Origin of the sequence: Streptomyces javensis, from assembly GCF_039525925.1 — a bacterium.
In the GTDB taxonomy this organism is placed as follows: Bacteria; Actinomycetota; Actinomycetes; order Streptomycetales; family Streptomycetaceae; genus Streptomyces; species Streptomyces asiaticus.
The window spans coordinates 291,081-303,978 of the sequence record NZ_BAAAIF010000002.1 but is presented as its reverse complement, the minus strand read 5'-3'; the positions used below and the strand labels follow the sequence as shown (position 1 = coordinate 303,978).

Genomic DNA, 12,898 nt, shown 5'->3' with positions numbered 1-12,898 from the left:
TCACAACCGTGCCGCCATCTCCTGGATACGCTCGCGCAGCCAGCGGTGCGCCGGATCCGCGGTGTGCCTGGGATTCCAGTACATCGCTTCCGTCAGCTCGCCCACCGGCTCCAGGGGCACCGCCCGCAGGCCCATCGCAGGCCCCAGCCGCTCGAAGAGCCGCCGGGGAATCACCGCGACCATCCGGGTGCCGGACACAAGGCAGGCCGCGCCGACGAAGGTGTCGCTCATCGCCACTGTCCGGCCGGACAGGCCGCCTTCGCCGAAGGTGAAGTCCGACCTCGGCGCGGCCTGCGAGCCGATGCCGATACCGGGCAGCTCGGCCAGTTCCTCCCGGCTCAGGCTCGGGCCCACATCGGGGTGGTCACCGTCGACGACGGCGACCAGTTCGTCAGGGGGCAGATCGCCGCGGGAGAACGACGTCAGCTCGTCGGCCAGCACGTTCGGCGGCCAGATCAGCAGGTCGGACTGTCCGCGGCGTAACCGGTCGAACATGCCGGTGTGCACCCCGGTGACGCTGACCCGCACATCCGGGGCCACCTCGCTGAGTTCGCTGAGCAGTGGACGCAGCATCACTATGGTCACGTAGTCATCGGCGACCAGGTTGAAGGTCCGGGTGCTGGTGGCCGGATCGAACTCCTCCGTGCGGTCCAGCACCCCGTACATTCCGCCCAGAAGCTCCTTGACCGGGTCGACCAGTGACTCCGCGAGCGGCGTGAGGACCATCGCCCGCCCGGACCTGACCAGCAGCGGATCGTTGAAGTGCCGACGCAGCTTCGCGAGGGCCGTGCTCATCGCGGGCTGGCTGACGGAGACCCGCTCGGCGGCCCGGGTGACACTCCGCTCCGAAAGGAGGGCGCCCAGCGGGACCAGAAGGTTCAGGTCGATCTTGGTGGGCCGATCCGCCACGACGGGCGGCAGGCTCCGATCGGCCGAGGACGCCGGCCGGCTCCCCCGCCGCCCATGGGCGGCCATCCGCCGGAAGAAGTCGCCGAGATTCCGCACTCCGTGTGGGTCGGCCCCCTCATCGGGGATTTCCTCCAGCTCCCTGGCCATGGCCGCCGCACGCTCACGCATCGTCTTCTCGTACCCGGCGATCGCAGCCGTAAGGTCGTCACCGGCTCCGATGACGGCTCGGGCCAGGTCGGCGGCGTCCCGCATGGCGAGGTTGACGCCCCAGCAGAACGACACCATGCCGTGGGCGGCGTCACCGAGCAGGGTGCGGCCCGGTGTGGTCGGCCAACTGGTGCCGGTGGGAAGGCCGTAGAGGCGGCGGGGCACCATCGTGTCATCGCAGTGGCGTACGAGGTCCGTCAGTTGCGGGGCCCAGTCGGTGAAGTGCTCCAGGATCGCGGCGCGTGCCCGCTCGGGCCGGTCGTAGGGGATGCCGTTCGTGGTCAGCCAGTCCTCGGGAACGCGGAAGGCGATGTGGATGCGCAGGCGGCCATCGGCGGCACGCTGCGCCATCAGGCCCTTGTCCTCCTGGAGCGCGAACATGTTGCCGCTGCCCACGACCGCGGCCAGCGCCGGCTGGGTGCGGTGGGCCTCGGGGACACCGATCTCGATGCAGCTGATCCCGGCATACACGGGCTCGGCCTCGGTGAGCGTCGGACGGACACGGGACCAGATGCCGTCCGCTCCGACGAGCAGGTCGCAGCTCTCCACCGCACCGCCCTCGAAGTGGAGTTCATGGCGGCCGCCCTCAAGGGCGGTGACGGCGCCGAGGCCGTGGCCCCAGCGAACGCTGCCGGGGGCCAGGCCGTCGAGGAGCATCGCGCGCAGGGCGCGGCGGTCGATCTCCGGCCGGCCCGTGTCCCCTTCGGGGGTGACGTCCTGGGGATGGACCGTGGCGTCCTTGCCGAGGATCTTCATGTCCAGACCCCTGGGGCGGGCCTGGGCCCAGAAGTCGTCCTCCAGTCCCGCCTCGCGCAGCGCGTGCAGGCCGAGTTCGGGGTGCAGGTCCAGGGCGCCGCCCTGGCCGTGGGCGGCGTCGGCGGGCTCGCGTTCGTATACGACCGCGTCGATGCCGTTGACCTGAAGAATGCGCGCGAGGGTGAGGCCGCCCGGGCCACCGCCGACGATCGCGATACGGGGGGTGGAGTTCATGACCGAGGAGTCCTTCTCAGACAGCTGGGGGTGTGCGGCAGGATATGCGGAAGCCTCGCCGCATCACCTGGCGTTGGCGCTGGTGAAAAGGACAGTCTTTCCGGAGCGGCGCCGGGAACCACCACCAGCGGTTCCAGCTCCGTCCACTGCTCCGGCCGGCCTCACGCGACCGCTCCGCCCTCGAACATCTGCCGCATGCCGTCCGTGTGGCCGGGCCGCCTACACTCATTCATCGAGTCAGCCGAGGCTGACGAGTGTCTTTCCAGCCGTTCGGCCGGCGATCATTTCCGTCAGCGCATGCGGAGCCGACTCCAGACCCGCGAAAACCGTCTCGCGATAATCCAGCTCGCCACTGCGAAGCCACTCGGTCATCCGGCGCCGCATCTGCCCCATGAGATGCAGGTTGCTGCTCCCGCGAAACCCACGAAGGGTCAGGTCCTTGGACACCGCGAGGAACAGGTTCCGCGGCCCGGCCGAGCCGGACTCGTACTCCGAGATCGAGCCACACATCGCTACGCGCCCACCCCTCCTCAGCTGCGACAGGGCGGCCTCGAGGTGGGTCCCCCCGACGGAGTCGAAATAGACGTCGATTCCATCGGGCGCGATATCGCCCAGCCTCGCCTCGATGTTCCCCACCCGGTAGTTGAAGGCGTCGGCGCCCAAGCGGTCGCGCAGCCAGTCGACCTTGTCGTCGGTGCCCGCGCTGGCGACCACCCGGTTGCCCACGAGCCGTGCGATCTGCACGGCCAAGCTGCCCACCGCCCCCGCGGCCGCCGAGACCCAGACGGTTTCCCCACCTCGTAGCGCGTCAACGACGTACAGACCGGCGTAGGCCGTCAAACCCATACCGCCCAGCGGGCCGAGATACCACCGCGGCTCGCATTCATCGACGTCCAGGCGCGTCAGGGTGCCGAGTCCGCCGAGCTGCTCGGCGCCCGCGTCCACGACGGCGTAGTCGCGCCAGCCCTGGGCGTGCCACACCGCGTCACCCGGGGCGAAGCCCTCGGCCCGCGACTCCACCACCTCCCCCACTGTCATGATGCCGTCCATGGCGCGGCCGAGAGCGAAGGCGGCGAAATAGCCGGAGGGCGCGTCGGGGCGTAGCCGCAGCCGAAGGCCGGGGTCCACCGATGTCCAGGTGTTGCGTACGAGCACCTGCCCCGGCCCGGGCCGGTCCACAGCGACCTCGACCACCTCGAAGTCGTCCGGGCTGACGCTGCCGGCCGGGTATGTCCTGACCCGGATCTCCCGTCCGGTCCGCATCATGCCGGTACCACCGCGTCGGGCGTCATGAGGCGTAGTCCAGTTCCGTTCATGCGCGTAGGTTGAGCCATATTGAACCAATATCAGTTTGGTTGGATCGAGCGCAATGGTTAAGCGCGGCTGTGCGGCATACGGTGTCCTACAGCGGTGGCGATCCTGACGGCGGCCTCCCGCCCCTCGGCGATCGCGTGCGCCACACGTCGCGGAACCACGGCGTCGCCAACCGTCAGCACCAGGGGGACGGCGCAGTCCAGGGCGCCGCGCGGGCGGCGCTCCCCCACCACGACGACCCGGTCCGCGGGCACGGTGGTGGTCCCTCCGGAGGTGCGGTGAGCGACGGTGACGCCGTCAGTGCTGATGCCGGTCGCCGTGCACAGCGGCAGGATCTCAAGTTCGCAGGTGCCCGACAGCCGTTCCAGCAACTGGACTCGGCTCTCGGGCGGGATCGCTCCGGCGAAGGCCGTTCCCGGCGTGACGAAGGTGATGCGGGGAACTCCCGCGGCCACGGCCAGTTCGACGACATCGCACCCCGGCCACCAGCCGAACCCGTCGTCGGCCACGACCACATGCGCGGCACCGGCCAGCGACCGAACTCCCCGCGCCAACGCGACCGACGAGGCCATGGCACCGGCTTCCAGCAGCGGCGATGTCTCCACCGCGCCCGTGGCCAGCACCACGGCGTCGAATCCTTCGAGTTCGGCGCCCGGCTCCACGCTCTGCCCCAGACGTACGTCGACACGCGCGGCGGACAGCCCCCGTTCGTAGAAGCCGAGCAGCGCGGCCCAACCGGCGCGGTGGGGCGCCAGAGCCGCCGTGGCGAGCTGCCCGCCCAGCCGGTCGGCGGCCTCGTAGAGGACGACGTCCGCCACCCCGGCGTGGGCGAGACTCAGCGCGCACTCCAGGCCCGCGGGTCCCGCCCCCACGACGGCGACGCGCTCTCCGGCGGCGCGTGCCGGATCCCACGCGCCCACCAGCGGGGCGGCGGGCCGACGCGGTTCGCCGGGCGGCGCGAGGTCCGGGTTGACCACGCACAGCAGCACCGGGTCGAACGTCCGGCAGTCCTCGTTGCAGGCCACGCAGGGCCGGACCTCCGTCGCACGTCCGTTCAGCACCTTGTGCGGCAGGTCCGGGTCGGCGATCAGTGCGCGCGCCATCCCCACCAGGTCGGCTCCGGCCGCCAGGGCGTCGCCGATCGAGGCCGCGGTGCGGAAGGCATGGGACGCCACGAGCGGCCGGTTGACAAGTGGCCGCAGACGCGCCAGATCGTCCAGGACGGGAGGGCGTTCGGTGGCCATGTCACGGACGTACGTGGTCCGCACCCCGACGGTGACGTTGACGTAGTCGACCAGCGGATCCACGGTCGGCAGAAGCGCAGCCAGCTCGTCCGGCGTCAGCGCCACGTCCTCCGAGGCGTCGACGCTGAAACGGATGCCCAGCAACGCGTCCGCGGACAGCCCGCGCATCGCGGCGATCACCCGCTCCAGTACCTCGAGCCCGTCACCGCGCGGGTTCGTGCGCGGCGAGAGGAACTGCTCCAGCAGATAGCCGTGCGCGGCGTGCAATTCGATGCCGTCGAACCCCGCCTCCAACGCGTGGGCGGACGATACCCGGAACGCCTCCACCACCTCGTCGATCTCGCTGCCCAGCAGAGCGCGCGGCGCCGTCGGCTCACGGGGAGAGCGCACGGCCGAGGGAGCGACCGGGGCGTAGTACGACTGCGCGCCGAGCGTCTCCCGGCCGAGATGAACAAGCTGGCAGACGGCGACAGCGCCCTCGGCGTGCATGGCCTCCACCCGCTCCCGCAGCGGACCCACCGCCTCCGGACGGTGGAGCTGGAGGATGTTCCCCTGCCGCGGCGCGGACTCCGGCGCGACCGTCGTACCGCCGCAGACCAGCAGCGCCGCGCCACCGGCCGCCAGACGGCCCCAGTACTGGGCGTCACCGCCAACCGGCAGTCCGTCCCGGATGAAACCGCTGGCGTGAGCCGTGGCGACCAGCCGGTTCCGCAGCGTCGACGAACCGATGACCAGCGGCGCGGCGGCCAAGGGAAGAGGTGAGGCGGCCATGGGCCCTCCGGCATCGGTCATGATCGTGACTACGCTGGGGTGACGGCGCTCTCGCCCGCGACGGGACCGGCGAGGCGTCCGCGGATGAGGTCCGACAGCCGTTCCGCGGCGGCGATGGTCGGCAGGTTCGTGTTGGCCCGCGGCACTTCCGGGAACACGGAGGCGTCGGCGACCCAGAGTCCGTCGACGCCGATGACGCGGCCGGACGGATCGACCACCGCACGGGGGTCGTCGGGCGCGCCCATGCGGCAGGTTCCGCAGATGTGGCCGGTGTCGCCGATGGTCTCCATCAGCCAGCGGTCGACCGCCGCATCGTCGGACAGCGCGTCGAGGCCCCGGCCGGCGATGTCGATGGCAATGTGTTCGAAGGCCGTGTCGAACGGTCCGCTGCGCAGCAACTCCACGCAGTGTTTGACGCCGTCACGCATCCGGACGAGGTCCGCGGGGTGGCTCAGCAGATCCTGGTCCATCACCGGATGCGCGTCGGGGTCCGCGGAGGCCAGGCGCAGCACGCCGCGCGAGAACTGCTGGTTCGCCCAGAGACAGAGCAGGCCGGGACCGCCCGCGGTGTGGCCGCCGCCTGCGCCGCCCCAGGTTCCGCCGGTGCCTTCCGCGACGAGATGCGAGTCGCCGGGGTCCGGGAGGGCGAGCGTCTGGTTGATCGAGGCGATCATCATGTCATTCTCACCCGCTCCCTCCAGTCCGGAGGAGTAGCGCAGACAGCAGTTGGTCTGCCGGGCATCGACATCGGGATGCTGCCCGGGCCGGGCGTACAGCCAGAACAGCGCCAGAGGATGTTCCTGCATCCCCTCGCCGACCGGGAGCGCCGCCACCGGGCCGTCCGGCCCGATACCGGACCGCAGCAGGATCGCCGGAGAGTGCACCGCTCCGGCGCAGAGGACAACGTGCTGGGCACGGACTTCCGTCCATTCGTTCGCCCGGCGCAGCCGCACCCCAACGGCCCTGCCGCCCTCGACGAGCACCGTGTCCACCGTCGCGCCGCCGAACACCCGCAGGTTGGGGCGCTGTCGGGCCGGCTCGAGGTAACCGTCGTTGGTCGTGACCCGCGCACCGCCGCGGGAGCTGATGGCGTACGGCGAGACGCCGGTCCCCGTCGGCCCGTTGTGGTCGTCGCACCAGGCATGGCCATGTCCCAGCGCGGCCTCGGCGAGCGCGTGGTCGGCAGGGCCCCAGTCCTCACGGCCGAGCCGCTGCACCGGTACGGGTCCGTGATCGCCGTGGTGAGGGCGGTCGCCGAAGTCGGCGTCGTTCTCCATGCGTCGCAGGTACGGCAGCATGTCCGCGTACGACCAGCCGGGACAGCCGTACGCCGCCCACCGGTCGTAGTCGTCCGGCATGGCCCGAATGGCGATCATGCCGTTGACCGACGACGACCCGCCGAGGCCCCGGCCGCGCACATGCGGCCGTGGCACCTGGGCGCGGCTGCGCCGTGACGTAAGACCCGGCCACTGGAACTCCGCGCAGGCCGTCTCGTCCAACGCCCGCCAGCCGTTCATACTGCGCAGCTGCGGTGGAGCGTCGGCGGACCGCCAGTCACGCCCTGCCTCCAGCAGCACGACCTCGCTGGCCGGATCCTCGCTCAGACGCGCCGCCAGCACGCTCCCGGCGCTGCCACCACCGACGACCACCCAGTCGGCCTCCACTGTCGGTGTCATGGTGCCCCCACCTCCATCCACACGCTGGACATCGTCACCTCGTCGAGCGAAGGATCCGTCAACTGGGTGGACATGCGCGGCTCCCCTTGGTGCGACGCTGCGCGTGGCCGGTCGGGTCGGACAGCCGTAAGGGTCGTCGTCCCACGGCGACCCGGGCGCCGGATCGCGCACCCGAGACGAGGATTGAACTAACTTCAATTCTGCGGAGAGCGTACTGCCCCGAACGGAAGAGCGGCAAGGCTCGTGACGGACATTGACATGACGCGTGTGACCACCACGCGCCCCGCGCGGAAATCGTGTCGGCCCGCGCAGGCCGACTGACCACCGACAGTGACCACGGTGGGCCTCGCCGTCGGCATCCCCTCCCTCAGCGGCCACGCTGAGGGAGCTCAGCGTTTCGAGTTCGGCGCTGTTCCGGGGGTGAGTGCGGTTGCCAGGGCGGCGGGCGGTCATGTTCCTCGGGTGTGAGGCGGCTGCCCGATCGGCGACCGATTCGGCGAAGCGCTCCCGTAGGCGCACCATCAGCTCTTCGCCCTCCTGGGTGGCCGTTACGCGATTCACCCCGCGGTCCTCGCTGTCGCGCTCTCTCGCCAACAGCCCCGCCTCTCCAGCCGGTCGATCATGCCGGTGGCATTGGTCCTGTCGCAGCCAAGAGTGGTGGCTTGTGCGGCTTCACGGCGCGGCAGCGCGCTCCGGCTCACCGACCCGCCCCCCGTACGGGGCACCGTGCGGATGCGAAAGCTGGGACGGACCGGCATCGAAGGCAGCGCCTACTGCCTGGGCACCATGATGTTCGGCAAGATGGGCAATCCGGATCACGACGACTGCGCGCGTATGATCCATTCGTCGAAGCCCGGTGGGTGCCCAACAGCGCGGCCTGCACCGCCTGCGAACCGAGCAGCCCACCTACTCGTGGCGGCGGTGCAGCTCACCGATGGCAGTGCCGTCGGCGATGTCGAAGGCGGCGAACAGGCTGGTGCTCACTCAGCCGTGAACGGCGTTGAGGACGGCGGCGAGCTTTCCTGGAGCGCTGATCATTGCCATGTGGCCAGTATCGAGATCGATGACCTCCGCCCGGAGCAGCGCGATGGATCGCTGCTGGAATTCCTCGACGTAACACTGGTCCCGGGTGAGGTGCACATACGTCCGCGGGATGTCCCGTCGGTAGCCTCTCAGGTTCACGGGCTCGCTCAGCAGAGCGGCCGAATCGTCGGCCAGTCGGTTCAGAGCGGACGCGGCGGTCGCCTCGTCCATGTCGTTGCACAGCATCGCGGCAGCACCCACGCGGGCCTGGTGGTAGACCCCAGCGGTGATGGACTGCTCGACCAGCTCACGCACGCCGGGATCAATCTGGTCGAGCACCCGGGACCCGTCGGGAGGTACGACGGCCGACACCAGGACGACGTGACGGATTCGCTCGGGTATGCGGTCGAGGACGAGCGGCACGGTGACTCCCGCGAAGGAGTGGCCGACCAGCACCACGTCCCGCAAGTCCCTCGCCTCGACGTCCTCGCGGACGGCATCGGCGCAGTCCGCGAGAGTGACCGTGCCGAGTGCGACGTCAGCCCTCGTCCCGCGCCCCGGAAGGTCGACTGCCAGCGCTTCGGCGCTCAAGTAAGGAACCACCTCGTCCCAGCAGTTCGCACCGAAACCGGCACCGTGAATGAGAACGAAAGACATACGCGACCTCCCGGATCTAACGGCAACTTTAACTGAATTCAGATCGACCTCCTAGGTTTCTGATGGCCGGCCCCGTGATGTGAACGCCGCGAAGAAATTCCTGGCTGCCGGACGGGCAGCGTCGGTCCGTGGAGTCGGCTGGCGTGTGCGGACGAGCAGCATGCGTTGGGCGGTCGGCCTTACGGCACCAACGCGATGCCCCCGTCGACGCGCAGATCGATTCCGTTGATGTAACCGGCCAGCGGGCTGGCGAGAAACGCGACCGCTGCCGAGATATCCGCCGCCGTGCCGAGCCTCCCCGTCGGGTTCGGGGCGTACTCCGCCACCACCAGCGGTTCCAGCTCCGTCCACTGCTCCGGCCAGCCTCGCGCGGCCGCGCCGCCCTCGAACATCTGCCGCATGCCGTCCGTGACGATGACACCGGGGCTCACCGTGTTCGCGGTGATGCCGGATCCGGCCAGATGCCGGGCCAGGCTGGTCGTCATGTTGACCACCGCCGCCTTCGCCGCCGAATACTCGACCATATTCGGCAACGGAGTCGTCGCGGCCCGGCTGCCCACGTTGACCACCCTGCCCCATCCGCGCTCGCGCATCCCAGGCACCAGGGCCCGGATCATCCGCACCGCGGACACGACGTTCCCGTTCACCGCGTCCAGCCACAAAGCGGGCTCCGCGGTTTCCCAGTCGTGCTCGGCGAATGGGCCGGCGTTGTTGACCAAAATCTCCACGCCCCACTCCCGGGCCCGCTCGGCCACCGACCCGGCGGCGGCCTCATCGGCAAGGTCCCCCAGCACGATGTCCACCGCCCCGCCGACGGCACGGAGCCGCTCCGCGACCTCGCCGACACGCGCGGGGTCGCGACCGTGCACCAGCACGGCGCACCCCTCGTCGACCAGCCGCCGTGCCACCGCGGCGCCGATCCCGCCGCTGCTCCCCGTCACCATCGCCCGTCGTCCCGCAAGCTCCAGGTCCATGGTCCGCACGCTAGACCACACCTGTGACAGCGGCGGCGGCGAACCCGCCGTCCAGCGGTTGGGCCGCCACACACGCGCCGAGGTTGATGACGCTGTGGCCCATCTCCTCCGGGCGGGGCGGCCGGCAGGGCGTCGCAAGCGACTGGTTGGGCCGCGAAGGTGAGGGCCTGTCATTTTTTGCCGTCGGAGCTCTTGTGAGAGACACCCGCCTTCATTACTTTCCGGTAAGTGGCGCCCCGACGACGACAGACCCCCACCTCCCATGGAGTGACCATGCCTCCCGAGCACCGTGGCTCCACCCGAATGATGCTCTCCCTCGCCGCCGCCGTGGCGCTGGCCGTGACCGGTTCCACGGCGGTGAGCGCCTCCGCACAGCCGAAGACGGCCGAGTTGCGGGAAGTGATGTTCGTGGGCAACAACTGGGACGGCACCGCGGACGTCATCAAGTCCACCGGCGACCTGGCCAGGATCGGCCGGATCAACGTCATACCGGACAAGGACCAGCGGCTCACCGAGATCTACCTCAACCCCATCAAGCTCGCCTTCTTCCTGGGGATCCGGCTGGGGCCGGGTGAAGGCCACGACCAGTTCGTGGACGACATGTACTCGACCCCGGACGGCTCCGCCATCGTCGTCTCGCGGCCCAGCTTCGCCGATGTGGTCTCGATCGACGTCGCGACGGGCAAGGTCAACTGGCGCTTCCCCGTATCGGGGTTCCGCGCGGACCACATGGCCGTGTCCCCCGACGGCAAGCGCGTCGCGGTGTCGGCTTCGACGTCGAACACGGTGCATGTCCTCGACATCGAGACGGGGAAGCAGCTCGGTTCGTTCTCCGCCGGGGACAAGCCCCATGAGAACGTCTTCACCGACGGCGGCAAGTACCTCTGGAACATGTCGATCGGCGAGGTCAACACCGATCTGGACGATCCGTCGATGGACTGGACGAAGGGCGACCGGCACATCACCGTGGTCGACACGAACACCTATCGGCAGGTCAAGGTCATCGACATGCGCGAACGGCTCGACGCCTTCGGCCGCAAGGACCTGTCCGACGCGGTCCGGCCCGTGGCCTTCACCCCCGATGAGTCCAAGCTCTACTTCCAGGTCTCCTTCTTCAACGGGTTCCTGGAGTACGACGTGGCCAAGGACAAGATCACCCGCGCGAAGACCCTTCCGAAGAACCCCGGGACCAGCGAGGACCGCACCACCTGGGTCAACGACTCCCGCCACCACGGCCTGTCGATGAGCCCCGACGGCAAGAAGCTCTGCGTGGCGGGGACGATGGACGACTACGCGACCGTCGTGGACCGGGAATCGCTCCAGGAGGGCCCGCTGGTGCCGACCTCGAAGCCGTACTGGGCGACGGTGAGCGGCGACGGCACCTCGTGCGTCGTCTCCGAGAGCGGTGCCGACCGGGTCACCGCCATCGACTTCGGGACGGGCGAGAAGACCGCGTCCGTGTCGGTCGGCGACCACCCGCAGCGGGTGCGCATCGGCCATGTGGCCGCCGACTGGACCGGACCGTCGGCCTCGTAGCGGCGCGCTCGTGACGAGGCGGGGGCCGATACGTACGCGGGCCCCCGCCTCGTCATGTCGACGGCAGTGCTCAGACGACCCCCTGGGCGGTCATGGCCTCGGCGACACGGAGGAAGCCCGCGGTGTTGGCACCGAGCACGTAGTCGTCGGCGTCACCGCCGTAGGTCTCCGCAGATGCGCGGCACTCCGCGTGCACCTGTCGCATGATGGTGGCGAGCTGGGCCTCCGCACGCTCGAAGCTCCAGCGCTCGCGGGCCGCGTTCTGCTGCATCTCGAGTGCGGAGGTCGCCACCCCGCCCGCGTTGGCGGCCTTGCCCGGACCGAACAGGATCCGCGCACCGCGGAAGATCTCGACCGCCTCGGGTGTGCACGGCATGTTCGCGCCCTCGGCCACCGCCAGCACACCGTTCTTCGTCAGCGCGGTGGCGTCCTGCTGGTGCAGCTCGTTCTGGGTCGCGCACGGCAGTGCCACCTGGCACGGCACGTCGAACACCGACCCCCGGTCGGAGAACCGGGCGGTCGTCTTCACCTCGGCGTAAGCGGAGATCCGCTCGCGGCGCACCTCCTTGATCTCCTTGAGCAGCTCCAGGTCGATGCCGTCCTCGTCGACCAGATAGCCGGAGGAGTCGGAGCAGGCCACCACCCGCCCGCCGAGGGCGTGGACCTTCTCGATGGCGTAGATGGCCACGTTGCCCGATCCGGAGACCACGACCCGCCGTCCGTCGAAGTCCTGGCCGCGCGTGGCGAGCATCTCCTGCGCGAAGAACACCGCGCCGTAGCCGGTGGCCTCGGTACGGACGTGCGATCCGCCCCAGCCGACCGGCTTGCCGGTCAGCACGCCGGACTCATGGCGGTTGGTGATCCGCTTGTACTGGCCGAAGAGGTAGCCGATCTCACGGCCGCCGACTCCGATGTCCCCGGCGGGCACATCGGTGTGCTCGCCCAGATGCCGGTACAGCTCCGTCATGAACGCCTGGCAGAAGCGCATGACCTCGGCGACCGAGCGGCCCTTGGGATCGAAGTCCGAACCGCCCTTGCCGCCGCCGATCGCCATGCCGGTCAGCGCGTTCTTGAAGATCTGCTCGAAACCCAGGAACTTGATGATGCCGAGGTTGACACTGGGGTGGAACCGCAGCCCGCCCTTGTACGGGCCGAGGGCGCTGTTGAACTCCACCCGGAAGCCCCGGTTGACCCGCACCGTTCCCTGGTCGTCCACCCACGGGACCCGGAAGATCAGCTGTCGTTCGGGCTCACAGAGCCGTTCCACGATCCTGGCGTGCCGGTACTCCGGGTGGGCCTGGAGCACGGGTCCTATCGCGTGCAGGACTTCGTGTGCTGCCTGATGGAACTCCGTTTCCGCGGGGTCCCGGCGGTGGAGATCGCCGTAGACGGCCTCGAGGTAGGCACTGATGTCCATGTGCGCTGTTCTCTCCGTTCGCATGCGGGCCGGCCGGGCGCCGGCGCGAGCTGTGCTCCAGGCGCTGAAGTGCGCCGACAGCGTACTTCAGCCGGTGTCGCCCCTCAGTGCGGAAGAGACCAGTCCGGATTCGTCCGGCGTGCCGTGCCGGGCCGCCGACCATCCGATCAGGGCTCCGCG

Annotated in this window: 8 protein-coding genes; 1 reads left to right on the top strand and 7 read right to left on the bottom strand. The window is 69.9% G+C overall.

Annotation, left to right across the window (positions count from 1 at the left end):
- The 6 genes from ABD329_RS04035 to ABD329_RS04005 all read right to left on the bottom strand — a co-directional run bounded on the left by ABD329_RS04035 (position 1) and on the right by ABD329_RS04005 (position 9,765).
- Complete coding sequence (locus ABD329_RS04035) at positions 1 to 2,106, bottom strand: LysR substrate-binding domain-containing protein (RefSeq protein WP_198275270.1); 2,106 nt, start codon at positions 2,104 to 2,106, stop codon at positions 1 to 3.
- A 237-nt stretch (positions 2,107 to 2,343) separates the two neighbouring features.
- Positions 2,344 to 3,372 (bottom strand): NADP-dependent oxidoreductase, encoded by a 1,029-nt coding sequence (locus ABD329_RS04030; RefSeq protein ID WP_246618160.1) that lies wholly within the window; start codon positions 3,370 to 3,372, stop codon positions 2,344 to 2,346.
- Positions 3,373 to 3,479: 107 nt separating this feature from the next.
- Positions 3,480 to 5,435 carry an oxidoreductase gene (locus ABD329_RS04025; protein WP_344315951.1) on the bottom strand — a complete coding sequence of 652 codons (1,956 nt, stop codon included), beginning with the start codon at positions 5,433 to 5,435 and terminating at the stop codon, positions 3,480 to 3,482.
- A 29-nt stretch (positions 5,436 to 5,464) separates the two neighbouring features.
- Positions 5,465 to 7,111: a GMC family oxidoreductase gene (locus ABD329_RS04020; RefSeq protein ID WP_198275271.1), complete on the bottom strand. Its 1,647-nt coding sequence runs from the start codon at positions 7,109 to 7,111 to the stop codon at positions 5,465 to 5,467.
- A gap of 984 nt (positions 7,112 to 8,095) precedes the next feature.
- Entirely contained in the window at positions 8,096 to 8,791 is a 696-nt protein-coding gene (locus ABD329_RS04010; RefSeq protein ID WP_198275272.1) for an alpha/beta fold hydrolase, read from the bottom strand.
- Positions 8,792 to 8,970: 179 nt separating this feature from the next.
- Positions 8,971 to 9,765, bottom strand: coding sequence for an SDR family NAD(P)-dependent oxidoreductase (locus ABD329_RS04005; RefSeq protein ID WP_198275273.1), 795 nt, complete (start codon positions 9,763 to 9,765; stop codon positions 8,971 to 8,973).
- A 273-nt stretch (positions 9,766 to 10,038) separates the two neighbouring features.
- On the opposite strand from ABD329_RS04005, the gene ABD329_RS04000 reads away from it, so the two are divergent.
- On the top strand, positions 10,039 to 11,301 hold the full coding sequence (locus ABD329_RS04000; RefSeq protein WP_198275274.1) for a YncE family protein: 1,263 nt from the start codon (positions 10,039 to 10,041) through the stop codon (positions 11,299 to 11,301).
- Positions 11,302 to 11,371: 70 nt separating this feature from the next.
- On the opposite strand, the gene gdhA is transcribed toward ABD329_RS04000, so the two are convergent.
- Positions 11,372 to 12,718, bottom strand: coding sequence for an NADP-specific glutamate dehydrogenase (gene gdhA / locus ABD329_RS03995; protein WP_198275275.1), 1,347 nt, complete (start codon positions 12,716 to 12,718; stop codon positions 11,372 to 11,374).
- Positions 12,719 to 12,898 lie beyond the last annotated feature (180 nt).

Bases quoted from the DNA above. Each gene is read 5' to 3' on its own strand.
- ABD329_RS04035 (WP_198275270.1), bottom strand. From the start codon at position 2,106: ATGAACTCCACCCCCCGTATCGCGATCGTCGGCGGTGGCCCGGGCGGC.
- ABD329_RS04030 (WP_246618160.1), bottom strand. From the start codon at position 3,372: ATGATGCGGACCGGACGGGAGATCCGGGTCAGGACATACCCGGCCGGC.
- ABD329_RS04025 (WP_344315951.1), bottom strand. From the start codon at position 5,435: ATGGCCGCCTCACCTCTTCCCTTGGCCGCCGCGCCGCTGGTCATCGGT.
- ABD329_RS04020 (WP_198275271.1), bottom strand. From the start codon at position 7,111: ATGACACCGACAGTGGAGGCCGACTGGGTGGTCGTCGGTGGTGGCAGC.
- ABD329_RS04010 (WP_198275272.1), bottom strand. From the start codon at position 8,791: ATGTCTTTCGTTCTCATTCACGGTGCCGGTTTCGGTGCGAACTGCTGG.
- ABD329_RS04005 (WP_198275273.1), bottom strand. From the start codon at position 9,765: ATGGACCTGGAGCTTGCGGGACGACGGGCGATGGTGACGGGGAGCAGC.
- ABD329_RS04000 (WP_198275274.1), top strand. From the start codon at position 10,039: ATGCCTCCCGAGCACCGTGGCTCCACCCGAATGATGCTCTCCCTCGCC.
- gdhA (WP_198275275.1), bottom strand. From the start codon at position 12,718: ATGGACATCAGTGCCTACCTCGAGGCCGTCTACGGCGATCTCCACCGC.